The sequence below is a fragment of the Pantoea sp. X-Soil-ISGK-355 genome (assembly GCF_059730805.1).
The window spans coordinates 1,732,641-1,757,393 of record NZ_AP035971.1 but is presented as its reverse complement, the minus strand read 5'-3'; the positions used below and the strand labels follow the sequence as shown (position 1 = coordinate 1,757,393).

General features: G+C 59.8%; 18 protein-coding genes. 9 read left to right on the top strand and 9 right to left on the bottom strand.

The genetic code is table 11. The annotated features are described in order from the left end of the window. Window positions 1–315 precede the first annotated feature (315 nt). The gene (locus AC6I8J_RS08070; RefSeq protein WP_095707297.1) at window positions 316–1,128 is read left to right on the top strand and encodes a DeoR/GlpR family DNA-binding transcription regulator; all 813 of its coding nucleotides are present in this window, start codon (window positions 316–318) and stop codon (window positions 1,126–1,128) included. 702 nt (window positions 1,129–1,830) lie between these two features. Here the strand turns inward: AC6I8J_RS08070 and cobA are convergent. From cobA to AC6I8J_RS08035, 7 genes are all read right to left on the bottom strand, one after another. After that, window positions 1,831–2,691, bottom strand: a complete 861-nt coding sequence (gene cobA, locus AC6I8J_RS08065) for a uroporphyrinogen-III C-methyltransferase (protein WP_161735630.1) — start codon at window positions 2,689–2,691, stop codon at window positions 1,831–1,833. Continuing rightward, window positions 2,691–5,309: a nitrate reductase gene (locus AC6I8J_RS08060; protein WP_161735614.1), complete on the bottom strand. Its 2,619-nt coding sequence runs from the start codon at window positions 5,307–5,309 to the stop codon at window positions 2,691–2,693. Before AC6I8J_RS08060 ends, cobA begins: the two co-directional genes overlap by 1 nt. Beyond that, window positions 5,306–9,370, bottom strand: a complete 4,065-nt coding sequence (gene nirB, locus AC6I8J_RS08055; protein ID WP_497825245.1) for a nitrite reductase large subunit NirB — start codon at window positions 9,368–9,370, stop codon at window positions 5,306–5,308. Before nirB ends, AC6I8J_RS08060 begins: the two co-directional genes overlap by 4 nt. Window positions 9,371–9,380: 10 nt before the next feature. Next, window positions 9,381–10,172 carry an ABC transporter ATP-binding protein gene (locus AC6I8J_RS08050; RefSeq protein WP_161735610.1) on the bottom strand — a complete coding sequence of 264 codons (792 nt, stop codon included), beginning with the start codon at window positions 10,170–10,172 and terminating at the stop codon, window positions 9,381–9,383. 10 nt (window positions 10,173–10,182) lie between these two features. Further along, window positions 10,183–11,055 (bottom strand): nitrate ABC transporter permease, encoded by an 873-nt coding sequence (gene ntrB, locus AC6I8J_RS08045; protein WP_253421713.1) that lies wholly within the window; start codon window positions 11,053–11,055, stop codon window positions 10,183–10,185. An 11-nt stretch (window positions 11,056–11,066) separates the two neighbouring features. Continuing rightward, on the bottom strand, window positions 11,067–12,317 hold the full coding sequence (locus AC6I8J_RS08040; RefSeq protein ID WP_497825635.1) for a CmpA/NrtA family ABC transporter substrate-binding protein: 1,251 nt from the start codon (window positions 12,315–12,317) through the stop codon (window positions 11,067–11,069). Between the two features lie 263 nt (window positions 12,318–12,580). Further along, the gene (locus AC6I8J_RS08035) at window positions 12,581–13,792 is read right to left on the bottom strand and encodes a nitrate regulatory protein (RefSeq protein WP_222924132.1); all 1,212 of its coding nucleotides are present in this window, start codon (window positions 13,790–13,792) and stop codon (window positions 12,581–12,583) included. A gap of 487 nt (window positions 13,793–14,279) precedes the next feature. Between AC6I8J_RS08035 and AC6I8J_RS08030 the strand changes: the two genes are divergently transcribed. The 8 genes from AC6I8J_RS08030 to AC6I8J_RS07995 all read left to right on the top strand — a co-directional run bounded on the left by AC6I8J_RS08030 (window position 14,280) and on the right by AC6I8J_RS07995 (window position 23,286). After that, the gene (locus AC6I8J_RS08030; RefSeq protein ID WP_013357636.1) at window positions 14,280–14,771 is read left to right on the top strand and encodes a hypothetical protein; all 492 of its coding nucleotides are present in this window, start codon (window positions 14,280–14,282) and stop codon (window positions 14,769–14,771) included. Window positions 14,772–14,856: 85 nt separating this feature from the next. Continuing rightward, complete coding sequence (icmH, locus tag AC6I8J_RS08025) at window positions 14,857–16,074, top strand: type IVB secretion system protein IcmH/DotU (RefSeq protein WP_161735605.1); 1,218 nt, start codon at window positions 14,857–14,859, stop codon at window positions 16,072–16,074. Continuing rightward, window positions 16,074–18,188 (top strand): type VI secretion system membrane subunit TssM, encoded by a 2,115-nt coding sequence (tssM, locus tag AC6I8J_RS08020; protein ID WP_222924133.1) that lies wholly within the window; start codon window positions 16,074–16,076, stop codon window positions 18,186–18,188. Before icmH ends, tssM begins: the two co-directional genes overlap by 1 nt. A gap of 13 nt (window positions 18,189–18,201) precedes the next feature. Beyond that, entirely contained in the window at window positions 18,202–18,900 is a 699-nt protein-coding gene (gene tagF / locus AC6I8J_RS08015; RefSeq protein WP_497825244.1) for a type VI secretion system-associated protein TagF, read from the top strand. A gap of 36 nt (window positions 18,901–18,936) precedes the next feature. After that, window positions 18,937–20,073, top strand: coding sequence for a type VI secretion system-associated FHA domain protein TagH (gene tagH / locus AC6I8J_RS08010; RefSeq protein ID WP_497825243.1), 1,137 nt, complete (start codon window positions 18,937–18,939; stop codon window positions 20,071–20,073). Beyond that, the gene (locus AC6I8J_RS08005) at window positions 20,070–20,846 is read left to right on the top strand and encodes a PP2C family protein-serine/threonine phosphatase (protein WP_161735597.1); all 777 of its coding nucleotides are present in this window, start codon (window positions 20,070–20,072) and stop codon (window positions 20,844–20,846) included. Before tagH ends, AC6I8J_RS08005 begins: the two co-directional genes overlap by 4 nt. 14 nt (window positions 20,847–20,860) lie before the next feature. Continuing rightward, a complete protein-coding gene (locus AC6I8J_RS08000) occupies window positions 20,861–21,814 on the top strand; it encodes a hypothetical protein (protein ID WP_161735595.1) in 954 nt (317 codons plus the stop codon). 44 nt (window positions 21,815–21,858) lie between these two features. Then, the gene (locus AC6I8J_RS07995) at window positions 21,859–23,286 is read left to right on the top strand and encodes a serine/threonine protein kinase (protein WP_222924134.1); all 1,428 of its coding nucleotides are present in this window, start codon (window positions 21,859–21,861) and stop codon (window positions 23,284–23,286) included. A gap of 94 nt (window positions 23,287–23,380) precedes the next feature. Here the strand turns inward: AC6I8J_RS07995 and AC6I8J_RS07990 are convergent, their stop codons facing one another. Together AC6I8J_RS07990 and chaB are read right to left on the bottom strand one after the other, a co-directional pair. Further along, the gene (locus tag AC6I8J_RS07990) at window positions 23,381–24,055 is read right to left on the bottom strand and encodes a gamma-glutamylcyclotransferase (protein ID WP_202605020.1); all 675 of its coding nucleotides are present in this window, start codon (window positions 24,053–24,055) and stop codon (window positions 23,381–23,383) included. A gap of 226 nt (window positions 24,056–24,281) precedes the next feature. Next, window positions 24,282–24,512 carry a putative cation transport regulator ChaB gene (chaB, locus tag AC6I8J_RS07985; protein ID WP_161735589.1) on the bottom strand — a complete coding sequence of 77 codons (231 nt, stop codon included), beginning with the start codon at window positions 24,510–24,512 and terminating at the stop codon, window positions 24,282–24,284. Window positions 24,513–24,753 lie beyond the last annotated feature (241 nt).

Below are 24,753 nucleotides of genomic sequence, written 5' to 3'. Positions count from 1 at the left end.
CTCAATCATTTTCGAACAAAAATATAAGCTATCGAAAAGAAATGATATGTGGAGCAGATCAAATTTCGACCATCTGCTGTACAAAGCGGCTTATCTGATTGAAAAGACGTGATCTGGGTTCCAGTCCCGAAATAAAGCTGCTCTGCGGCAATCGGGAAAGCCTGGGAGATTCAATAACCTGCTGATTATTTATTTTCGTTCGAAAATCACAGACCTGTCAGGTCATCTCGCATTCATAAAAATGGCGCGTTAAACTCAGCCACAGAGACCTTGTTCGCCCAAGCCATCAGGTTACTGAAAAAGGGAGCATTTCGATTGAAAAGCAAAAGTGAGCAGTTCGCTGACATGCAGCAACGCCGCGAGAAAATTCTGGAGATGATCCGTGAGGATGGTACGGTCACGGTCAAAGCGCTGACCGAGACCTTTGGACTGACTGAAGCCACATTACGCAGCGACCTGCGCATGCTGCAAAAACAGGGGTTTGTGCAGCGCTACCACGGTGGCGCAACGCTGATGACGGGCAAGCAGAATACCGGCGCGATGCTGCTGGAGCGGCAGACCCATCTGGAAGAGAAAGAGGCGATTGGCCGACTGGCGGCGCAGCATATCGAAAATGGCGACACGGTGATTTTCGATTCCGGCACCACCACCACGGCGATTACCGACGCCATCAGCCACATCCGCCGTTTGTCCGTGGTGACCACGGCAGTCAATATCGCCCTGAAACTGGGCGGCGAGCCGGGGATCAATATCCTGCTGACCGGCGGCACCTTTAAGTTTCCGACGCTCTCCACCTCGGGCGAGAAAGCGGCCAGCTTTTTCGAAAATGTGCTGGCCGAAAAACTCTTTCTGGCCACCGCCTGCATCTCACCGCGTCTGGGCCTGAGCTTCCCCAGCGAAACGGACATCAAGGTAAAACTGGCGATGATCAAATCTGCCAGCACGGTTTACGTGGTGGCAGACTCCAGCAAAATCGACAAGGTGTCCATGTTCGCGCTGCCCTGTGACTGGAGCAACATCCACTACCTGATTACCGACAGCGGCATCAGCGCCGCGCAGGTCAAAGCGTTTGAGGCCCTGGGCGTGAAAGTGCTGGTGGCTCCGCTGCCGCTGAAGCGGGCGATGTAATTGAACTTCCGTACCGAAGTGCCGTGAGTGATTCCAGAGCACGGAGAAACGAGAATTTCAGGCGCAGGAAAGCGCGGGCATGCCTGCAAACCATCAAAACCTCCACACTCATGCCAACCGTGCAGGAATGGCCTGCCTGAAAAGCAAAGTATGCGAGCCAGGGATGGCGAGCCCAGTCCGCAGGGATGCGGGATTCCTTTGCGATCAGGCAGGCCTTTCCTGCACGACGCACCGTACTTCCACTCCATTGCAACAAATCTGCAAAACCCCTCACCCATGCCAGCCGTGCAGGAATGGCCTGCCTGAAAAGCAAAGTATGCGAGCCAGGGATGGCGAGCCCAGTCCGCAGGGATGCGAAATTCCTTTGCGAGCAGGCAGGCCTTTCCTGCACGACGCACCGTACTTCCACTCCATTGCAACAAATCTGCAAAACCCCTCACCCATGCCAGCCGTGCAGGAATGGCCTGCCTGAAAAGCAAAGTATGCGAGCCAGGGATGGCGAGCCCAGTCCGCAGGGATGCGGGATTCCTTTGCGATCAGGCAGGTTTTTCCTGCACGACGCACCGTGTTTGCACTCCATTGCAACAAATCTACAAAATCCCTCACCCATGCCAGCCGTGCAGGAATGGCCTGCCTGAAAAGCAAAGTGTGCGAGCCAGGGATGGCGAGCCCAGTCCGCAGGGATGCGGGATTCCTTTGCGATCAGGCAGGTTTTCCCTGCACGACGCACCCTACTTCCTGCACATCGCTCCGGCTCACCGTCACATCATCCCGCACCTGCAAATCCGCCCGATAGAACCGCACGACCTCACCCACCACCAGCAGCGATGGCGAAACCGGCTTTTCCTGCGCCACCGTCTCCGCCAGCCCTCCCAGCGTGGTAATCAACACCCGCTGATCCGGCCGGGTGCCGTTCTCTATAATCGCCACCGGCGTCGCCGTATCCCGTCCCTGTGCCTGCAGCTGCGCACTGATCGACGCACTCCAGCTTAGCCCCATATAGAACACCAGCGTCTGATTCACCGCCGCCAGTGCGGCTGCATCCAGCTGCGGCTCGCCACGCCGGCCATGCCCGGTAATCAACCGCAGCGACTGCGCACAATCCCGATGCGTCAACGGAATCCCGCTGGCGGCCGCACAGCCCACCGCCGCCGTAATTCCCGGCACTACCTCACAGCGGATCCCGGCCTGTTGCAGACTCACCATCTCCTCGCCACCGCGCCCAAAAATAAAGGGATCGCCCCCTTTCAGCCGGATCACATTGCGCCCGCTGCGCGCCAGATCCCCCAGCAACTGATTAATCTGCGCCTGCTTCAGCCCGTGCTGACCCGGCTGCTTACCCACGTCAATGCTTAACGCACTCTCCGGCACCTCCGCCATCACCGCTTCACTCACCAGCCGGTCATACACCACTACTTCAGCCCGCTGCAGCAACCGCAACGCCTTTACCGTCAGCAACTCCACATCGCCAGGACCTGCGCCCACCAGCCACACCGCACCCTGCTGCTTTGCCACACCGACCGGGGCCAGTAACTTATCCAGAGAATTAATTGCTCGCGTCATCATTCCTCCACAACCACATCGGACAGCAAAAGCTGCTTCAGCTCCGGAATACAGGAGCCACACTGCGTGCCGCACTTCAGCTTCCGGCCAAGCGCCTGAGTGGTACGACATCCCTCCGCCACCGCCTGCAAAATCGTCTGTTCGCCTACCCCCATACAGCTACAGATAATCCGGCCTGCCGCGCTGCCCTGCATCGCCTGACCCGCCAGCACGCTGTGCCGCCCGGCAGCATCCTGCGGCGCATCCGCAAAGGCCGCCGCGACAAATGCGCTATCCAGCGATGGCAACGCGCTACCGGCATAAAACGCCAGCTGCAACTCACCGTCGCGCCATGCCAGCAACCGGTAATCACAACCGCTGCCGGAGGCGACCTGCAGGTCATAACCTGACAAATCAACCTGTCCGGCCAGCCACGCCTGCGGCACTCCCTCGCCCGCGACCGCATAGCGCTGCGCCGCCGGATAGGGCGTACGCGACCAGTAGCGCAAGCCTGCGGGCTGCGTCATTCCACGCTGCCACAGCCAGCCCTGCCAGCTCACCGTCAGCGGCAGAATCCGCACCGGCGTCTGCTTCAGTGCGGGTTGCCCTGAAAACGGACAGGCGCGGGCGGCGACCAGCATATCGACGTGACTCTGCTGGCTGAACTGCCGGTTCCAGTGCATCGGCACAAACAGCTCGCCGCGCCGCATCCCGCTATCACCCCGTACCCGTACACTGATCCAGCCCTGTACTGACTGCACCCGCGCCAGACCACCCGCCGTCACGCCATACTGCACGGCATCAGCGGGATGCAGCGCCACAAACGGCTCATCACAATGCTGCATCAGACGCGGCACCAGCCCGGTGCGCGTCATGGTATGCCATTGATCGCGCACCCGACCGCTGTTCATCAATAGCGGATAAGCCGCATCACGCGGGGTTAAGGCAGGCGTAGCCGGGACACGCAGCCGGGCTTTCCCGTCCTCGTGGAAAAAGCGGCGATCGCCAAACAACCGCGCGCAGCCCTGCGGATGAGCAGCATTAACCGGCCACTGAACCGGACGCAGCGCATCCCATGCAGCCTGGCTCAACGGCGCCAGCCCGCTGATATCAAACGCCCGCTGACCGTCGTTCTCAAACCCCGACAGCGCCGCATGTTCGCAGAAAATCTCCGACGGATGCTGCCAGTTAAAGCCCTCTCGGAACCCTAGTCGCTGCGCCACCTGCGCCAGCAGCCACCAGTCAGGCCGGGCATCCCCCGGCGCGGCGGCAAAGGCGCGCTGACGCGAAATACGCCGCTCTGAGTTCGTCACGGTGCCGTTCTTCTCGCCCCAGCCCTGGGCGGGCAGCAGAATATCGGCAAAGGCGCTGGTGTCGGTCTGCGCCATCACATCCGAGACAATGACCAGCGGACACGCCGCTAGCGCCTGCGCCACGCGGTTGCCTTCCGGCATTGACACCGCCGGATTGGTGCCCATAATCCACACTGCTTTCACCTCACCTTCCGCAATTGCCCTGAAGAGATCCAGCGCGGTCAGTCCCGGCTGGCGGGCCATCGACGGGCTGCGCCAGAAACGCTGCACCCGATCGCAGTCCGCTTCCGTAAAACTCATGTGCGCCGCCAGCTGATTCGCCAGGCCACCCACTTCGCGTCCGCCCATCGCATTTGGCTGTCCGGTCAGCGAAAAAGGCCCGCAGCCCGCACGACCTATTTTGCCCGTCAGCAGATGCAGGTTAAGCATCGCCTGGTTATTGTCGCTGCCGGTGGCGGACTGATTAATCCCCATGCACCACAGCGTCAGCATCCGATCGTGCTGGCTGACCAGCCGGAAAAAGTGCGTCACCTGCTGTTCCGTTAAATCACAGGTCTCTGCAACCCGCGCGACATCCCACTGCGCGGCGGCCACCAGGGTTTCACCCACGCCATTCAGATGCGGCAACATGCTGGCATCCAGGCCATCGTGCTGCGCCAGCCAGTGCAGCAGACCGGAAAGCAGCGCCGCATCACTGCCAGGGCGCAGCGGCAGATGCAGATCGGCCTGGTCACAACTGGCCGTGCGGCGCGGATCAATCACCACAATGCGCATCGCCGGTCGCTGCTGCTTCGCCTGCATCAGCCGCTGCCAGACCACCGGATGCGCCCAGGCGGCATTGGACCCTACCAGCAGTACCAGATCCGCCTGTTCCAGATCGTCGTAACAGCAGGGCACCGCATCCGCCCCCAGCGCCCGCTTATAGCCGACCACCGCCGACGCCATGCAGAGCCGGGAATTCGTATCGATGTTGGCGGCACCGATATAGCCCTTCATCAGCTTGTTGGCGACGTAGTAATCCTCGGTGAGCAGCTGCCCGGAGCCATAAAACGCCACTGCCTGCGGACCATATTGATCGATTACCGCGCGCAATCCTGCCGCCGCCGCATCCAGCGCCGCATCAAGGCTGACCGGCTGGCCGTTAACCTGAGCGGTAAGAAGACGCCCCTGTGGCGTCAGCGTCTCGCCCAGCGCCGCGCCCTTAACGCACAACCGGCCTGCGTTAGCGGGATGATGCGCATCGCCGATCACCGTTGCCTGATGATTACCCTGCGGCGTGACGCAGACGCCACAGCCGACGCCGCAATAGGGACAGGTGCTGTTCATGATGCCTGCGCCAGCCGATTTTGCGGACGGTTTGCCAGCCAGATCTGCCCCGCTTCCAGCTTCACCGGCCAGCAGCGCAGCTGATGCTGCGGATTATCCAGACTCTGCCCGTCACGTAGCCGTACCCGCTGCTTGTAGAGCGGAGAGATCACCACCGGCTCGCCGCCGACATCGCCCAGAATCCCGCGCGACAGCACGCTGGCGTCGCTGCCGGGTTCACGATCTTCCAGCGCATAGAGCGCATCGCCAAAGCGGAACAGGGCAACACGCTCGCTGCCGAGTCGCGCCCCGATCCCGGCTTCGGGCGGAATCGCCTCCAGTGCGCAGACTGCGCTCCACGGCTCGGCGGGCAGCTGTAGCAGCGGACGCGCAGCCACGGATTCAGGCTGACGCTGACCGCGTACCCGGCTGTAGTGCAGGGTTTCATCGGGCTGCTCGCTGTTGATCGTCGGCGTAAACAACGCACGTCGCGATGGGTCCGCCAGCGTGGTCTGCCACTCGCACTGCCAGGCGTCAACCACCCGCTGCATCTCCTGCTCCAGCGTTGCACCCAGCCCAAGGCTGTCCTCAATCACCACCTGACGCAGGTAATCGAGACCGCCTTCCAGATTGTCCAGCCAGACGCTGGTGCGTTGCAGACGATCCGCAGTACGGATATAGAACATCAGCAGACGATCGACATAGCGCAGCAGCGTGGCATCGTCGAGGTCGCTGGCAAACAGATCGGCGTGCCGCGGCTTCATGCCGCCGTTGCCGCAGACATAGAGGTTCCAGCCCTTTTCAGTGGCGATCACGCCGATATCTTTACTCTGCGCTTCCGCACACTCGCGAGTACAGCCCGAGACCGCCATCTTGATTTTATGTGGGGCGCGAAGTCCCTTGTAGCGGTTCTCCAGCGTGATGGCGAAGGCGGTCGAGTCCTGCACGCCGTAGCGGCACCAGGTGGATCCGACACAGGATTTCACGGTGCGCAGCGACTTGCCGTAGGCGTGACCGGTTTCAAAACCGGCCTCAAGCAGCGTCTGCCAGATAGCGGGCAGCTGATCGAGCCGCGCGCCAAACAGGTCGATACGCTGCCCGCCGGTGATTTTGGTGTAAAGGTCATAACGCGCTGCCACTTCACCAATGGCGATCAGCCCCTGTGGCGTAATTTCACCCGCCGGGACACGCGGCACTACCGAATAGGTGCCATCTTTCTGGATGTTGGCGAAGTAGCGGTCATTCGTATCCTGTAACGGCAGGTGCGCCGGTTTCAGCAGATAGTCATTCCAGCAGGAGGCAAGAATCGACCCCACCAGCGGCTTGCACACTTCACAGCCCTGACCCTTACCGTGTGAGGCTAGCAGCGCATCAAATGTTCTGAACTCACCCGCCCGCACCAGGTGATAAAGCTCCTGCCGTGAATAACTGAAGTGGTCGCAGACATCTTTTTTCACCTCGACGCCGAGCGTTTCCAGCTGAAACTCCATCACCTGTTTCACCAGTGCCACACAACCGCCGCAACCAGTGGCTGCTTTGGTGCAGCTCTTGATGCTACTCATCTCACCGCATCCGCCTTTCACCGCTGCGCAGATGTCGCCTTTGCTGACGTTGTGACAGGAGCAGACCTGTGCGCTGTCGGGCAATGCCGCGACGCCCGGCGCTTTTGGCGCACCGGCCAGCGCAGGCAGGATCAGGCTCTCCGGCGCGGCAGGCAGCGGCAGGTCGTTGAGCATCATCTGCAGCAGCGTGGCGTAATCGCTGCTGTCGCCGACCAGTACGCCGCCCAGCAGTCGTGTGCAATCAGCACTGACCACGATTTTTTTGTAAACGCCTTTTGGCCCGTCGGTCCAGTGATAGTGCTGACTGCCCTGGATGCGGCCATGGGCATCACCGAACGACGCCACCTCCACGCCCAGCAGTTTCAGCTTAGTGCTCATGTCCGCGCCGCTGAAGGCGGCAGGTTCAGCCGCCAGATGTCCGGCCAGCACCCGTGCCATCTGATATCCTGGCGCGACAAGGCCAAAAATCTGGCCGTTCCACATCGCGCATTCCCCAATGGCAAACACATCGTCATCGCTGGTCTGGCAGCGATCGTTAATCTCAATGCCGCCGCGCGGTCCCAGCGTCAGGCCCGCTTCACGCGCCAGCTCATCGCGCGGACGGATACCGGCGGAGAACAGCACCAGATCGCCGGGTAAACTGCTGCCGTCGGCAAAGCGCAGTACCACGCTGCCATCGGGCTGCTGCTCGATCAGCTCGGTCTGTTTTGAGGTGTGGACGGTGACGCCCAGCGCGTCGATCTTCTGGCGCAGCATCAGCGCCCCGCCCTCATCAAGCTGCACCGCCATCAGGCGCGGCGCAAACTCCACCACGTGCGTTTCAAGCCCGAGCTGCCGCAGCGCATTCGCCGCCTCCAGACCCAGCAGGCCGCCGCCAATGACGATACCGCGCTGGCTATGGCGGGCGCAGGCGGCAATGGCATCAAGATCGTCCAGCGTGCGGTAGACAAAGCAGCGGTCGCCATCGTGGCCCGGCACCGGCGGGACGAATGCGCGTGAGCCGGTCGCCAGCACCAGCTTATCCCACGCCAGTTCACTGCCCGCGCTGTCACGCAGGCTGCGCTGCTGGCGATCGATGGCCACAACCGTGCAGCCACTGCGCAGTTCGATACCGTGCCGGACAAAGAAGTCCGCGCCGACCAGCGACAGATCGCCGGCCGTTTTGCCGTTGAAATAGTCCGACAGATGCACGCGATCGTAGGCCTGCTGACGCTCCTCGCCGTAAACCACGACGTGATAGTGCTGATGCAGTTCGCGGGCAACCAGCTGCTCAAGAAAGTGGTGACTGACCATGCCGTGACCAATCACGGCTAAAACCGGTTTACTCATCTCAGGACTCTCAGCAGCCTGCGGCTGCGGTTCAGGTTGATGGTGATCGAACAGGGTATCGAGCGTGACAGGTTCGGCACGCTGCAGACGTTCAAGCCACGCCGCACCCTGCCGGGTATCGCCAGAGAGCAGCACGCCACAGAGGCGGCCCTGACGGAGAAAAAGGCGGCGATAGTCGCCGGAGATCGGATCAAAACTGCTGATGGATGGCGCCTCACTGACATCACCGGCGCTGAACAGCGAAATGCCACTGACCTTAAGCCGCGTCGCCAGCGGCTCACTGACGAAATCCGCCAGCGGCGATCCCGCCAGCTGCGCCGCCAGAATCTCTGCCTGCGCCATGCAGGGCGCGACCAGGCCAAAGGTTTCGCCCGCGATTTCACAGCACTCGCCCACGGCGTAAACATCGGGAATGGCGCTGCGCAGCTGACCATCAACCATAATCCCGCGCTGACACGGCAGACCCGCCGCCAGCGCCAGCGTCACCGCAGGCTGAACACCGATGGCAATCACGACCTGCGTGGCGGCGCAGTGACGCCCGCAGGTCAGCGTTACGCCCGCCTCGTCAATCGCCGTGAGTCCACTGCTGAGTTCGCAGCGAATGCCGCGCTGCGCTAATGCCGTCAGCAACAGCTCGCCCGCTTTGGCATCCAGCTGGCGGTCCAGCAGCCAGGGTTTGTGGTGCACCAGCGTGACCTCACGGCCACGGGCGCGGAGTGCCGCCGCCGCTTCAATGCCGAGAAAACCGCCGCCCAGAATCACCACCGGCCCCTGGCCCGTCAGCAGTTGCCGGACGTCGGCGATGCTGCGAAAACCGAGTACGTGGCGGGCATCAATACCGGGAATCGCGGGCAGACGAGGCTGTGAACCGGTGGCAAACACCAGCCGATCCCAGCCGAGCTGGCGCTGATCGGTCTGCACCGTACGCGCGGCCAGATCGACCTGCTGCACGGTTTCCCCGGTCAGCAGCGTGACGCCATGCCGCTGATACCAGTCGCGATCGTGGATCAGGGTTTCACCAAAGGACTTTTCACCGGCCAGCACCGGCGACAGCAGCACGCGGTTGTAGTTGCCGTGCGGCTCGCGGCCAATGACCGTAATGGCGTAGCGCAGCGGCGCACGCTGCAGCAGGCTCTCCACCATCTGCATCCCCGCCATGCCATTACCTATCACCAGCAACCGTTGCCTCATGGTCTGCTCCTTATGCGGCCGTGGTCTGTTTTTCATAGAGGAAATGCAGCACTTTCTGGCGCAGCTGGTGGTAGCGCGGCTCATCCGCCAGCGCGACCCGCGAGCGCGGACGCGGCAGATCGACGGTGAGGATTTCCCCGACCTGCGCTGCCGGGCCGTTGGTCATCATCAGCACCCGATCGGAGAGCAGCACCGCTTCATCCACGTCATGGGTGATCAGGACAATGGTGGTGTTCAGCTCCTGCTGAATGCGCATCACGCTGTCCTGCAGGTGGGCGCGGGTTAAGGCATCCAGCGCGCCAAATGGCTCATCGAGCAGCAGCACGCGCGGCTTCATTGCCAGCGCCCGGGCAATGCCGACACGCTGCTTCATGCCGCCGGAGATTTCGCCAGGCCGCTTGTGCATGGCGTGGCTCATCTGCACCCGATTGAGGTTGTGTTCGATCCAGTCGCGCATCTCCGCTTTGCTGAAGCGTCCTTTAAACACCTGCTGCACCGCCAGTTCGACGTTCTGAAACGCCGTCAGCCACGGCAGCAGCGAATGGTTCTGAAATACCACCGCACGCGCCGGGCCGGGTCCGGTGATTTCGCGGTTATCACATAGCAGCACGCCGCTGCTGGGACGGGTTAATCCGGCAATCAGGTTCAGCAGCGTCGATTTGCCGCAGCCGGAGTGGCCGATCAGGCTCAGGGTTTCCCCTTCGTGGATATCAAAACTGACGTTGTCCAGCGCCAGAAACTCGCCGCTGGCGGTGTTGAAACGCTGACTCACCTGCTGAACGCGAATAATGTGTTGCTGCATGATGTTCTCCTTATTTTTCCCAGCTGAAACGACGCGCCAGCAGCATCAGACCCTGCTCCAGCAGCAGCCCGACGACGCCGATAATCAGAATGGCGATCAGAATGTTTGCCACGTTGAGGTTGTTCCACTCGTTCCAGATCCAGAAACCGATCCCCAGCCCGCCGGTCAGCATTTCGGCGGCCACAATCACCAGCCAGGCGATGCCGATAGAGAGACGCACCCCGGTGAGCACCGCAGGCAGCACGGCGGGCAGCAGGATCCGGCGCATCACCGTCCATTCAGAGAGCTGTAACACCCGCGCCACGTTGAGGTAATCCTGCGGAATGCGCTGCACCCCTTCGGCGGTGTTGATGATCATCGGCCAGATCGAACAGATGAAAATGGTCCAGCTGGCGGCCGGCTCGGCGCGCTGAAACAGCAGCAGCCCAATCGGCAGCCAGGCCAGCGGGCTGACCGGGCGCAGTAAGGCAATAATCGGATTGAACATGCGCGCCATAAAGGTGAAGCGCCCCAGCAGAAATCCGGCAGGAATGCCCACCAGCGCGGCGAGGCCGAATCCGATGGCGACGCGCTGCAGCGAGGCCAGCACATTCCAGCCAATGCCCTGATCGTTGGGACCATTGCTGTAGAACGGGTCAGCGAACAGTACCTGCGCGGCCTGCCAGGTCGCGTAAGGCGAGGGAAACGAGGGTTCGGACAGGGCGGCGATCTGCCACACCAGCAGCATCAGCAGCAGGCCGCCCGCAGCCGGAATGCAGTGCTGCAAAAACGGACGCAGCCGTGCCGGCCGAACGGCGGCTTTGGGGGTGACCTGTAACGGAATAACGGTGGCACTGCCGGGGGTTTGCTCCGGCTGCGCCAGGGCGCGCGCATCAGTTTTCATAACAACCTCTCTTAACGTTTGATGGCGAAACTGGCGGCATAGGCGGCAGGATTGCTGCCATCCCAGACTTTGCCGTCGATCAGGGTGCTGCTGCGCATCTCACTGGCGGGCAGTGCCATCTGCCCGACGGCGCTGGCGGCCTGTTTGTAGATGTCGATGCGGTTGATCTGGCGGGCCACGGCGAGGTAATCGGGATCGCTGGCCAGCAGTCCCCAGCGTTTCATCTGGGTCAGGAACCACATCCCGTCGGAGAGCCACGGAAAACTGACGTTGCCGTTGTCGAAGAAGCGCATCGGATGCGCGTCCTGCCACGACTGTCCCAGCCCGTTCTCGTACTGGCCGAGCATCCGCCCCTGCAGCGTCTCCACTTTGGTGTTGATCCAGGCACGACCGGCTAACACCTGCGCGGTTTCACGGCGGTTATCGTCTGAGGCATCGATCCAGCGCGCCGCCTCCAGCACCGCGGCAGTCAGCGCGCGGGCCGTATTGGGGTTCTCTTTCACCCACTGCGCGCGGGTGCCTAGCACTTTTTCCGGATGCTCCGGCCAGATCTGCTGGCTGGTCGCAGCGGTAAAACCGATGTTGTCGCTGATGGCACGCTGGTTCCACGGCTCACCGACGCAGAAACCGCTCATGTTGCCAATCTTCATGTTCATCACCATCTGGGGCGGCGGCACGACCACGGTGCGCACATCGTCAAACGGATGAATGCCGGCATTGGCGAGCCAGTAGTAGAGCCACATGGCGTGCGTACTGGTAGGAAAGGTATGGGCGAAGGTCAGGCGGCCTTTCGGACTGCCATCAACGGCTTTTTTCAGGCTGGCCGCATCGGTGACGCCGCCTGCCTTGAGCTGGTTCGACAGGGTGATCGCCTGGCCGTTGTGGTTAAGCGTCATCAGGTTTGCCATATCGTGCTGCGGCCCCGCCACACCCAGCTGCAGCGCGTAGATCATGCCGTAAAGCACATGCGCCGCATCCAGTTCGCCGGAGGTCAGTTTGTCGCGCACCGCTGCCCAGCTCGCCTCTTTGCTGACCTGCAATGTCAGGCCATACTTTTTGTCGAAGCCTTTTACTGACGCCATGACGACCGGCGCGCAGTCGGTGAGTGGAATAAAGCCGACCCGCACCTGCGCCTTTTCTGGCGCATCGGAGCCGGCTGCCCAGACTGCATTTCGTAATCCCGGCACGATCCAGGCCGCACCCAGCGCCGCACCGGAGATCAGCGCCTGACGTCGTGTCAGTGAAAATGGCGTTTTGCTCATCATGTTGCCCCTGAACAGAAATAAAAAAAGGCATCCTCCGACAAGCCGAAGCCTGCGGATGGACGCCTTTATCCAAAGCACCGACCCCACCGCCATTGGCGGGAGCAATGCGTACTCTCTGTAGGGTTAAAGCAAAGGGTGTGCCAGATCGCTCAAGCCGTGTTAATGCCAATCTGCGGGGGGCAGCCTGGTGAGAAATTAACCTTTTTTGCACGTTTCTGACGCAGATCACGCACAAAGGCTGTGCAGCTACCTCGTCCGGGTTAGTTGCTCAGGGTTTTCGCCACCGCCAGCACCGCCTGCGCGATCTCCAGTACCCGTTTGTTCTGGTTCATCGCACTTTTGCGCAGCGCCTGCCAGGCGGCCTCTTCGCTGAAACCCTGCTGCTTCATCAGCCAGTGCTTGGCCTGATCGATCACCCGTCGCTCGTCAAGTGAAGCGCGCATTGATGCCAGCTCATCCGCCTGCTGCTGCAGGCGCTGTGACTGCTCACCAATCAGCGACAGCACCGACCGTCCAAGTTGCGGGGCCAGACCGTCACTGTTGAGCGCAGCCGCGCCGGGCAGCCAGTCAGCTCCCGAGACGTAGAGCGAGAAGTTGCTGTCGCCCCGAACGACCGGCGATGCCGCCTGCTGCTGCGCCTGCTCAATCGCCTCACGACAACGCTGCATCAGCGTGGCCGTCAGGGCATCCTCCAGGGTTTTCATCTGGTCCAGCCGATCGGAGAGCAGAGAAAACCACTCCAGTGCGCCGGTTTCATCATACTGGCTACCGGTGCAGGCGATGCGCCGCAGCCGTTCGATATCCCGGCTGGCCTGAGACAGCGGCTGCCAGCTTGCACAGGCGACGCCGTCGGCAAACTCCCGGAAGGTGGTAAAGCTTTGCTCCTGAGCCGCAATCAGCGCCACCATCTGGCTGCGCTGCTCAGGCGTGAAGTGCCCCGCCGCAAAGCCCGCGGAGCCGATGGCCCGCTCCTGTCCTGCCAGCTCTTTGCCCTGCATAAAACTGAACAGCGCGATAAGTGCACGCGAGATACCGGGATCGCTGGCGGTGTCGGCTGCCTCAAACACCAGATTGAGTAAGGTGCGGATCACCTGATTAAACGCCGCCATCGCCGCAGCCTGATCCCGCTCATGCTGGCTGATTTGCTGACGCAGCGCGGGCAGTCCCTCCAGTGCCTGCAGGGCGGCGGCAATCAGGTTGCAGAAACGACTGAAACCGGGCTGTGCTATGGCGTGCGGCAGCGCCTGGTAAAAATGGTGCAGGCCGGCGCTGACCTCCTGCTGACGGGCGTGGCGCTCGGCGCTGAAGAGCGTGCCACCGGAGCAGATCCAGAGATTGTTTGCGCCGCGTTCCCGCTGCAGCCGATGAACCAGCTCACTGACGGCGGCCATCAGCTCGCCGGTTTCAAGCAGCCGTTGCAGGCTGGCAATATCGCTGTCACGCGAGGCCTGCAGCCAGGTCAGGGCATCCATGTTTCACCTCTCCGCCGTTAAAACCTTTCTGAAGCAAAAGGCGTGCCGCTTTCCGGAAAACAGGCAGGCGTATCCGGCGCGTAAATTCTGATTTTGATAAGATTGTTTAGCTGAAGAGATAAATTTTTTCGGCAGCAAAATATTAGAAAGACTTAATAGTTTCCAATCGAATCCATTGCATGCCAGAATGCGCGGCACTGTTCTCAACCAGTTTGTCCCCGCGATAATTCAGTTCGCTTTAACTATCGCATTGCCTGGCGCTTTTCTTATATCGCAGCCCGCCCAGAAAGCGTCTGCTATCACGCATCGGCAGCGTGTGCAATGGTTTGAATTCTCAAAAGTCTTAGGTAGACTAAACGCGTAACTATCCTGATGTAATCTGAACTTTTTTTGAAAAACAGACTTTCGGCACGATGCGGCGCGAAAAACAGCGCCTCCTGCATCGGGCCTGGCAATATGCAGATACTTTGATGAGATCACGAGGAACATGGTGAAAAAGAGTCTTGCGTTAACGCTGCTGGCGGTGCTTACCCTGGCAGGCTGTAAGGCCCCGCCGCCGCCCGTCACTGACGATACGCTGGTCACCAGCGAAATTAACGGCGTTAAACTGGTCCATCGACACGCTGTCGCAGCACCGACTGAATTTGAGCCGGTCAATCAGACCTGGCGGGCGCTCTATGGTGCCTCGGTTATGACCTCGCCGGATTACGGCGGCAAAGTCGTTCGCTATCTCGAAACGGGTAAACCGTTTGAAGTATTAGGTAATGTGGAGCACAGCTGGCTGGCGATTGCTGACCAGGCCGATGGCCCATTGATTGGTTATGTACCGTTAAAAGCGGGTGTAGAGAGCAGTCGTTACGATGCCACGCTGCAGAGCGATCGTCCCCGTCCGCGGAAAGCGAAACAGGTCTGCGTGGCCGTCGGGGGCGCGAGTAAAGCCTGTCGGACTAATGATACCGCGACCTGGATCTTAGACTGAATATGAAATCCGGCGCATATTGCCCGCAGCACCGTCCTGTGCTGCGGGTAAAGGGATTTGCCATTGGCTGGAAGATCACGAATTAATGACTGTGGAATCCCCTGCGCGTGAGGCGACCCCCTCGGGCAATGAGAATCTATTACTTCAGGCTGCGGCGCCACTGCTGAATGCGGTGGTGCAAATTCGTCAGGCAGCCACCCATGATGACCCTGCGGGTCTGCGCCAGTCTCTGATCGATGAAATTCGCCAGTTTGAACAACGCTGTAAACAGGCAGGGCTGCCGTTTGAGATGATTATCGGCGCGCGTTACTGCATCTGCAGCGCGCTGGACGAAGCCGCGGCGCAAACCCCCTGGGGCACGCGTGGCGTCTGGTCGGGCAACGGCATGCTGGTGACCTTTCACAATGAAAGCTGGGGCGGCGAGAAATTCTTTCAGCTGCTGTCGCGCATTTCACAAAGTCCGCAACAACACCTCTGGCTGCTGGAAGTGGTGCAATATTGCCTGCTGCTGGGCTATGAAGGCCGCTATCGCGGCAGTGAAAATGGCCGCGCCCAGTGCGACGGTATCCGTAAGCGCCTGAAAAGCCTGATTGACGAGACGCGCGCCCAGCGCCAGACCCCGCAACCCCCGCTGGTCGAGGTGCATCCGCTGGTCAGTACCCTCGCCCGCCCGATGGTGCCGCTCTGGGCCTGCGCCATGCTGGTCGCGCTCATCGGCTGCCTGATCTACAGCGGCCTGAACTGGCGGCTCGGCAACGCTGCCGAACCGCTGCTGCGCACCATCTATCAGACCCCGCTGCCGCAGATTACTGCGGGCCGCCGTCCCTCTTCTCCGCAGGCGCTGCTCGATCTGCGTCAGCGACTGAACGATGTGATCGCTGCCGGACAGCTCGAAGTCAGCGATGGTGCCTTTGGCAGTAAAGTGATTATTCCCGCAGACAAATTGTTTGCCGAGCAAGGCACGGTGATTAACCCGGTGGGCCGCGCGCTGCTGGCCCGCGTCTCAACTGCGATGAAAGATGTCAAAGGCACCATTCTGGTGTCCGTGTTTACCGACGATCATCCGGTGGATAACAGCCGTTTTGCCTCCAGCTATGAGTTCTCATTCGCCCGCGCCCGTGCCATCACCCAGCTGCTGCAGCTGCAGCTGGAGGACGGTCATACGGTACGCTCTGAAGGCCGCGGCGACAGCGACCCGCTGCTGCCCAACGACAGCAGCGAAAACCGGACCCGCAACCGCCGCGTTGAGATCACCCTGTTTGCCGCGCCTGAAACGCTCAGTAATCATCAAGGAGCACAATAATGCGCGCTTCCCTTCGCCTGCTGTTAACGCATCGCCTGCTGTGGAGCTTTATTGGCGTCACGGCGCTGAGCTGTCTGGTCTGGATGCTGGGGCCGTTCTGGACATGGGGCGAGTCGCGTCCCCTGGAACCGGTGCTCCCTCGCCAGCTCACCGTGAGCGCGCTCTATTTTCTCTGGATCCTGTTCCAGCTAATCCCGTCGCTTTATCGTGCCTGGTTTAACAGCCGCTTACTGACCCAGCTTCAACTGGCGGGCAACGACGATCCGGCGGAACGTCAGATGACGGAGGAGCGGCTTAATCAGCGCTTCAGCGAAGCGGCGATGCAGCTGAAACGCACCCAGTTTGGCCGTCGTCACAACGGCAATCTGCTCTCGCGCTTTAATGCCAATTACCTCTATCAGCTGCCCTGGTATCTGGTGATGGGTGCGCCCGGTGCCGGTAAAACCACCGCGCTGTTTAATGCGGGCCTCGATTTCCCGCTGACCGATACGCTGGGTAAGCAGGCGATTCGTGGCGTCGGCGGCACCCGCAACTGCGACTGGTGGTTTACCGACAGCGCGGTGCTGATTGATACTGCAGGGCGGTATGCGCTGCAGGAGAGCCAGCGCGTGCGCGATGCCGCGGAGTGGCACAGTTTTATCAATCTGCTGAAACGCTATCGTACCCGCCAGCCGATTAACGGTGTCATCATGACCATCAGTGTGGCCGATCTGCTGAGCGATTCTGCCGAAGCGCGTTTTGCCCAGGCCAGTGCGCTGCGTGAGCGCATGGCGGAACTGCATCAGCAGACAGGCATTCACTTCCCGGTCTATGTGATGGTCACCAAAACTGATTTGCTGAAAGGCTTTATGAGCTACTTCGGCAACATTGATAAAGCGCGGCGTGACGCTATCTGGGGCTTTACGTTTAACCGGGAGACGACCAGGCCGCACAGAGATGACTGGCATCGTCATTTTGGCCAGCAGTTCCAGCGGCTGGAAGAGCAGCTACAGCAGCAGCTGGCGGAGCAGATGACTCAGGAGCGCGACCTGAATGAGCGCGCTGAATGCTTCCTCTTCCCGCAGGAGTTCGCCTCACTGCGCCCGCTGCTGAACGAGTATCTCGATATCGTCTTTTCTGATCATCAGGATGCCGTCGCCTGGAGCCCGCGCGGCCTCTTCTTTACCAGCGGCACGCAGGAAGGCCTGCCGTTTGATCGGGTGATGGGTGAACTGAGCCGTAAACTGCAATTACGTCAGGCGGGCGAACACTCGATTGCCGCCTGGGACAGCGTTAATCGCAACAGTCCGATTCCCGGCAACAAAGGCCAGAGCTTCTTTATTCGTGACCTGTTGAGCGATCTGGTCTTTAAAGAGAGCGGGCTGGCGGGCAGTAATCGCCGCTGGGAGTATCGCAATCAGCTGTTCCACTGGATTGGCTACGGCGTGCTGGCAGGCGCGCTGTTAATCGCCTCCAGCCTGTGGGGCATCAGCTACTACCAGAATCAGCACTATCTGCAGCAGGTGGCCGCGCGCGTACCCGCCATTCGTGAGCAGAGTCAGCAGGTGATTCATCAGCCTGCTGATAATATTTTTGATCTGCTACCCTTTCTTAACAACCTGGTGAAGCTGCCGCTGTCGGAACGTTTTTCTCTCGATAATCCGCCGCTTACTATGCGGGCTGGCTTATATCGCGGCAGTCAGGTCAGCGATGCCGCCTGGGTGCTTTATCAAAATGCGCTTAAGTCTTTGCTGCTGCCGCGCGTGGCGCAGCAGATCACCAACATTCTGCGCAACGATCCGGGTGATGATAACGCCTACAGCCGCAATGCGCTGCGCGCCTATCAGATGCTCTATCAACCGCGCAATTACGATGGCGAATTTTTACGGGCATGGCTGCTGCAAAACTTACAGCGCTCGCTGCCCGATACGGTAAGCGCCCGCGATCTGCAGCAGCTCGACTGGCACCTGAGCCAGCTGCTGGATCAGCAGATTCAGTCATCGCCTTATGCGCGTGACAATGCACTGATGATGCGCAAGCTGGCAGACAATCTTAAAATCGCGGGCCAGGCGGGCAGCGTGCTGGCGGCAGCACCGCTGCACCCGGCCGCGCGATCACACTCGCAAAGCGAGTAATGGTGAGGTGAACATGGCTGCTTACACCGCCCCCGGCTGGTATGGCAAGCTGCCGTCGACCGGTGACTTTCTGCACCGTCGTCTGAGTGAGCAACAGATTAGCCCGTGGAATCACTGGTTCCAGCAGGGATTAATGCACTGGCATCAGCAGGCCTGGTCATACAGCGCGAACTTTCTTCACGCGCCGGTATGGAACTTTGTCCTGCCGGTGACCGCGACCCGGCCACACGTACAGATGGGCTGTCTGTTGCCCTCCTGTGACCGCGTCGGGCGCGCCTGGCCGCTGCTGGCACTGCACAGCTTTCCGCTGGCACAGTGGCATCCGGCTCAGCTGACCATCTCCGGTGACTGGTTTCAGGATCTGGGCGTGACCCTGTTACGGGCGGTTCAGACGCCGCTGGACGGCGAGCAGTTAGAGCAGCAGATCCAGGCGCTGCCGCCGCTGCTGGTGCCCGCCAGGAAGCCCTCTGAGATTATGGATGTGATCGGTTTTCAGGATCTGCCCTGCACGCTGAGCTGGCGTGAAGTGGCCGAACGTTTCGACCCTCAGCAGCATATGAGCTACTGGTGGAGTAATCGCAGTGATGGTTTTGCCCATGCGACCCACAAGCACAGCGGCAACCTCACGGCGCAACTGTTTTCGTTACTGTTTAACCCGGCGGCAGGTGCACAGCCGGGACGTAATGGCCTCTATCCTCCGATGTTCGAGTGAGGCCGGATGCGTTTGCCGTTCAATCTGGGATAACTCATGCAATTTACCATCGTGCAATGCACTACGGATGTTCCGGTCAGAAGCGTCGTGTTTCAACCGCCTGGCGGCACCATCGGCCGCAGTCAGGACAACGATCTGGTGCTGCCGGATGAGACGCGGGCTATTTCGCGCCTGCAGGCGCTGGTTCACCTGTCGCATGACGGGGAGTGCCGGCTGACCAACCAGGGCAGCGTAACGCCGGTCGAGCATAACGGCATTACGCTGGGTCGCGGCATGCAGGTGCTGCTTAAGCACGGCGACGCATTGCGTATCGGTGAGTATGCGCTCGAAGTGCGCGATCCCGCCTGCCAGAACGCGCAGAGCGATCCGCTGGCGCTGTTTGCGGGTGACAGCGCCCAGCCCGCGAATCCTTTGGGCATTCACGAACATCATGAGGTTGAGGATCGGCTGCTGGTCAACGACGTGCCGCCTTCACGTCACGAGCGTCACAGTGATGCGCGGCTGGCGATCGAGCCGCAGGCCAGTGAGCCACGCCGGGCGCTGGCGGCACAGCCGGTGGATCAGGATCGGCTAATCGCCGCCCTGCTGGACGGCATGGGGCTGAGCAACGGCCACGCCACACCGGTTGACGAAGAGCAGATGCGCATTACCGGCCGGATGCTGAGCCTCTTTTCTCAGGGCACCGTGGCCCTGCTCTCATCACGTTCCATTCTCAAACGGGGCGTGAAAGCGGACATGACCATGATTCTGAATGAGGCCAACAACCCGTTCAAAATCCTGCCCTCCGGCAAAACCGTGCTGATGCAGATGTATCAGAGTCAGATGCCCGGATTTATGCCGCCGGAACAGGCAGTGCGCGATGCGCTGGTCGATCTGCAGGCCCACCAGCTGGGCATGATTGCCGGCATTCGCGCCATTATCGCGGCGATGCTGCAATCCTTTAATCCGCAGCGGCTGGAGGAGCAGGCGCGCGCCGATGGTCTGGTGTCAAAACTGCCGTTTTCCACCGCGAAGAAAGCGGCGCTATGGGACTACTTCATGCGTAATTACCAGCGTACTGCCGGTGAGATCGAAGATGATTTCCATACGCTGTTTGGCGAAGCTTTCCTTCATGCCTATGACATGGAAGTGAATCAGTATAAAGATTCTCAGACGCGGGTGGACGACGCATGAAAATCGTTTTTGCCAGCCGCTGCCAGCAGGGGCTACGCGATGAGAATCAGGATCGCACGGGTGCCGAGCTGGATGAGCGAAAAGCCTGTTTTGTGGTCTGCGATGGCGTGGCCGGTCTACCCGGTGGCGAGATGGCGGCACAGCTGGTGCGCGACACCCTGCTGAGCCAGATACAGGCGCACACCGACTTTACGCCGGAAATCACCCATCAGGCGATCGAGCAGTGCCGCTTAGCGCTGCATGAGGCACAGGGTAAAAATCCGAAATATTCCCGCATGAGCACCACGCTGGCAGCCCTGTTTATTGACCGTCAGAAACAGCGTGCATGGTGGGCGCATGCCGGTGACAGCCGGGTTTACCACTTCCGACGGGGCGTGCTTCACGAGGTGACCCGGGACCACAGTCTGGCCCAGCAGCTGAAAGAAGCGGGCTATGAAAATACCGGCATTAACAGTAATTTACTCTATAATGCGCTCGGCGCTGAGCCGCCTCGCTTAGTCAGCTTTTCGCAGGAGATTGCGCTGGAGGATGGGGACGCTTTTCTGGTCTGCACCGATGGCTTCTGGCTGAATCTGACCAGTAGTGAAATGGAACAGGCGCTGCGCATGGTAAATGCCTGCGAAGAGTGGCTGGCTCTGATGGAACAGGCGGTGAGCCGCAACGTTAAAAAAGATAATCTCAGCGCACTGGCGGTCTGGATTGGTGAGCCGGAAGAGGCAACACTGCTCTATTCACTGGCTGATTCGGCGCGCTTTCTGCCGCCTCGTTTTTGATTCCAAGGATCCTTATGAAACTGTGGTTGCCCGGCATCATCACTCTGCTGATTGCCTTTAATGCCCAGGCTGAAAATTATCGTGTGGTCTACTCCCCCAGCCTGGCGCTGGAGGTTTATATCGATAATGTGGTGAGTAAAGCGCCTGACGACTGGTGTAAAGAGACGCTACCGCTGCGTATCGTCTCCGGCAAAAGTAAGGATTCGGCCGTACTGACCACCTTTTTACCGCGCGTGGGCACCCTGCTCGCGAATCAGTGCGGCTTACTGGACGAACTGCCCTGGCAGATGACCAATAAAGAGGGTGGCGTACTGGCCAGCGGCAGCGCCAGCAAGTTGCAGAACTGGCGGCCGATTGTGATGGCGGATGCGACAGCCAGCGCCAGTGACAGCAATGCTGCCCCACTCGACCTGTCACGGCCCGCCAACAGCACACCGCTGCAACATTTTGATCTCCCCAGCGGCTGCCATTTCCGCACCGCCTGGGATGACAATGCACAGACCCTGTTTATTCCGGATGTCAGCAAGCAGCAGTGCTCGCCGGACGGCTGGGCAGAAGGCAAAAGTGAACTGACGCTGGCGACAGCGGATCATCCGACGCCGGTTGCGGTCACCTTTTATCAGGGTTACCCCATCGCCAACCTGACGATTCCGGACAGCAAGCTGGAAGTCATTGCTGCCAATAATCAGCGCATGATTGTGACACGCCAGGATACGCCGGATAGCTGGCTGGTGCTGCCTTTTGATCCCCGGCAGCATGTCTGGCGCTTCAATGGTGCGCTGTTAATAAAGATGGATAAGAATGCTGCGCAGCAGGATGCTGACGCTGTGAAATCGCGAGTCGATACATTGCGCAGCCAGTGGGCGCCCTATTTCATGCCACAGCAAAAAGTGAATGTGTTACTCATCGACACCCTGCACGCGGATCTGGTTGATCCTGCCATTGGTGCCTGGCGTAACATCAATTAATTACCGCGCAGCCTGACGACCAGGCCGTGTACAGAGAGTTCACTATGTCGGCTAATGATAATCCGAAAACCGTTCCGAATGCCCTGCCTGACGGATACCGTTTCAATGAATTTGAGATCAAGGAAGTGATCGGAGGCGGCGGCTTCGGCATCGTCTATCGCGCGTGGGATCACCAGCTTGAACGTACTATTGCCATTAAAGAGTATATGCCTGTGTCGCTGGCTGTCCGTGCCGCCGACTTAACGCTGGAGCTGCGCGGTGAACGTTTCCAGAAGCTATTTAATGCCGGGCTGACCAGTTTTATTCAGGAAGCGCGTCTGCTGGCCCGCTTTAATCATCCCGGCCTGCTGCACGTGCTGCGCTTCTGGGAACAGAACGGCACGGCCTATATGGGCACGCTTTACTACAGCGGGATGACGCTGAAAGAGTGGCAGCTGACCAGCCCGGCCTCGATCTCTGAAGCCTGGATCCGTCGCCTGCTGCCGCCGCTCCTTGGGGCCATCAGCACTATTCATCAGGCCGGCTATCTGCATCGTGACATCTCGCTCGACAATATCCAGATTCAGGAGAACCAGCTGCCGGTACTGCTGGATTTCGGCTCGGCGCGTAAAGAGATTGGCAACCTCTCTGATGAAACCGAAATCATGCTTAAACCTGGCTTTGCGCCGATTGAGCAGTACAGCGAAGAAGGTGAAGTCGAACAGGGACCGTGGACCGATATTTACGCGCTGGGCGCGGTGCTGCATAGCCTGATTACCGGCAATCCACCGCCAGTGAGTGTGGTGCGCTGTATTGAAGATAATTATCAGCCGCTGGTGGAACGTCAGCCAGAAGGCTACTCGCTGCCGCTGCTGCATGCCATTGACTGCGCGCTGGCCATGAAACCCGGCGATCGTCCGCAAACGATTGACGCCTTTGCGGCACTGATTGATCTGCCGGTCAGTGATGTGGAAGCCGTGGTAAACAGCTTCCCGGTGCCGGGCGAGCCGCCCGCGCTGCCCGTCGAGGAGCCGGTTGAAGCGGCTCCGCCGGTGGTGATGGCGATGAATCATGCTGCGGCGTCAGCGGAGCCGGTAACGCCGCGCACGGTGCGGCGGCTGTCGCCAGGCTTGCTGGGGCTGGCTGCCGTGGCGCTTCTGGCCGTGGTCGTCACCGTCTGGCTGGCTAATCGCCACAGTGCCACACCGGATGTCGTTAATAACCCGGCAGCCGCAACGCAGGCACCCGCATCAACCCCGCCAGCCGCCGCCGTGCCTGCCGCGCTGGCGACGGTTTATCTTAAGCTGGAGAGCGGTGAAAGCGTGGTGCTGAATGGACAGCCGGTTGAGGTCAAACCTGGCAGCAGCGGATTTGCCGCGCTGAATCTGGCGGCGGGACAGTATAAAATTGACGTTAAAAATGGCAGTGAGCTGCACACGCAATCTCTGACGATTGATAAGCCGGGCACCTGGCTGATTAATCCTGGCAACTAGCTGACCGGATTAGCAGGTTCGTTGCAGCTGTCAGCGGCGCAGATAATAAAGGGCGCGTCATAAAAACGCGCCCTTTTGCTATGCCGGTCGGGATTCAGGCCTGCCTGAGGCAGGATTGCTGCAGCGTCCGCACCTGATGCGCCAGTCGGCTCAGACTCTCTTCTTCCATACCGCGCCGGGTCAGTTCTTCTTCCAGCGCAAACAGATACTGTGCATTCGATCCCAGTGGGCCGCTGGCTGCGGCAATTAAAGGCGCAATTGCCTCCGGGCAGGAGTCCGATTCATAAAGCGGATGGCGCGGGTCCATAATGAAGGTCAGCGCAGTGACGCTGCGGCCATCCTCCAGCTGTAACTCACACCATGTTGGTAAATAACAGCCAGTAATCATCTCACGCTTCCACAGCAGCGTCAGTTCTTCATGTAACCGCGCTTCCGGCAGACGAAATGCCAGTCCCGTGGTGCGGCCACCCTGCTTCAGTGCCAGCATGCGGCCGGGATGCGTGGCGGTGCCGCGTCCGGCAATCAGCCGCAGGCAGAAAGCACGATGCCAGCCCTCCAGCGAACCGGATGCGACTTCATCCGCCTCAAAAATCGGGTTCCACATTAGCGAGCCGTATCCGAAGATCCAGACCGGGCTGTGATCGGGACGGCAGGCCAGCGTGGCTGCCAGCGAAGCCGCGCGCTGCTCGCAACTCCAGAGCAGCGTCTCATCGATATCCCCGAATGACGTTTTACAATCCGCTCTTAATAGAAATTCCCGGGTAAGCAATGCGACCTCCTCGACTTCAACAGCGTCCTGCAGAATGGCTCCTTTAACATGATCGCCAAAACGGCACGGCGTTTCGATCATCAAACTGACATTAATCTATTTACGCGCGGCGTTTCAAGCGTGATTCCCGTCGCAGGTTAAAAAAAACCAGATAAACCTGATAGCGCAGACAAAAAAAAGGACCAGATAATCCTGGCCCTTTACCGCAAACCGGCTAGCCGCCAGGTTAACGTTTAGGATGCCACTTATCATCATCACCTTTTTCGTACTCTTTCTTCACGGCGGCCCAGGCGACTTTATGCGCCACTTCTTCCCGTGAGTCATCACCGCGGCGATCTTCAGCCTCTTTATACTGATCCCAGGCACTGTTAAAGGCCTGCTGATAGATCTCCTGCGCATGTGCAGGAAGTACATGTTTTACATTGTCCGGTAAGTCGGCTCGGTTAGCGTAAGGCATAACGGCTCCTCAGTTTATGGATTCACACTAAGCCTGGCGCAGGACAGCAAAAATACAAACAGTGACTTATTAGCACTTCAGATTAAAAAGGAGAATCTCGCCCTGCAAATCACAATCATAAGCCGGATTTGCGGCAGAATGAGACCGGATAGGTGCATAAGTCATAATTGTTGTGGACTGATTACTATTGCAATATTTGAGATAACTTCAGGTTAAGACCCCTTCGGAAATTTATTGCATT

Coding starts and splice junctions, on each gene's coding strand:
- cobA (WP_161735630.1), bottom strand. CDS start 2,691: ATGACGCGAGCAATTAATTCTCTGGATAAGTTACTGGCCCCGGTCGGT.
- AC6I8J_RS08060 (WP_161735614.1), bottom strand. CDS start 5,309: ATGAACAGCACCTGTCCCTATTGCGGCGTCGGCTGTGGCGTCTGCGTC.
- nirB (WP_497825245.1), bottom strand. CDS start 9,370: ATGAGGCAACGGTTGCTGGTGATAGGTAATGGCATGGCGGGGATGCAG.
- AC6I8J_RS08050 (WP_161735610.1), bottom strand. CDS start 10,172: ATGCAGCAACACATTATTCGCGTTCAGCAGGTGAGTCAGCGTTTCAAC.
- ntrB (WP_253421713.1), bottom strand. CDS start 11,055: ATGAAAACTGATGCGCGCGCCCTGGCGCAGCCGGAGCAAACCCCCGGC.
- AC6I8J_RS08040 (WP_497825635.1), bottom strand. CDS start 12,317: ATGAGCAAAACGCCATTTTCACTGACACGACGTCAGGCGCTGATCTCC.
- AC6I8J_RS08035 (WP_222924132.1), bottom strand. CDS start 13,792: ATGGATGCCCTGACCTGGCTGCAGGCCTCGCGTGACAGCGATATTGCC.
- AC6I8J_RS08030 (WP_013357636.1), top strand. CDS start 14,280: ATGGTGAAAAAGAGTCTTGCGTTAACGCTGCTGGCGGTGCTTACCCTG.
- icmH (WP_161735605.1), top strand. CDS start 14,857: ATGACTGTGGAATCCCCTGCGCGTGAGGCGACCCCCTCGGGCAATGAG.
- tssM (WP_222924133.1), top strand. CDS start 16,074: ATGCGCGCTTCCCTTCGCCTGCTGTTAACGCATCGCCTGCTGTGGAGC.
- tagF (WP_497825244.1), top strand. CDS start 18,202: ATGGCTGCTTACACCGCCCCCGGCTGGTATGGCAAGCTGCCGTCGACC.
- tagH (WP_497825243.1), top strand. CDS start 18,937: ATGCAATTTACCATCGTGCAATGCACTACGGATGTTCCGGTCAGAAGC.
- AC6I8J_RS08005 (WP_161735597.1), top strand. CDS start 20,070: ATGAAAATCGTTTTTGCCAGCCGCTGCCAGCAGGGGCTACGCGATGAG.
- AC6I8J_RS08000 (WP_161735595.1), top strand. CDS start 20,861: ATGAAACTGTGGTTGCCCGGCATCATCACTCTGCTGATTGCCTTTAAT.
- AC6I8J_RS07995 (WP_222924134.1), top strand. CDS start 21,859: ATGTCGGCTAATGATAATCCGAAAACCGTTCCGAATGCCCTGCCTGAC.
- chaB (WP_161735589.1), bottom strand. CDS start 24,512: ATGCCTTACGCTAACCGAGCCGACTTACCGGACAATGTAAAACATGTA.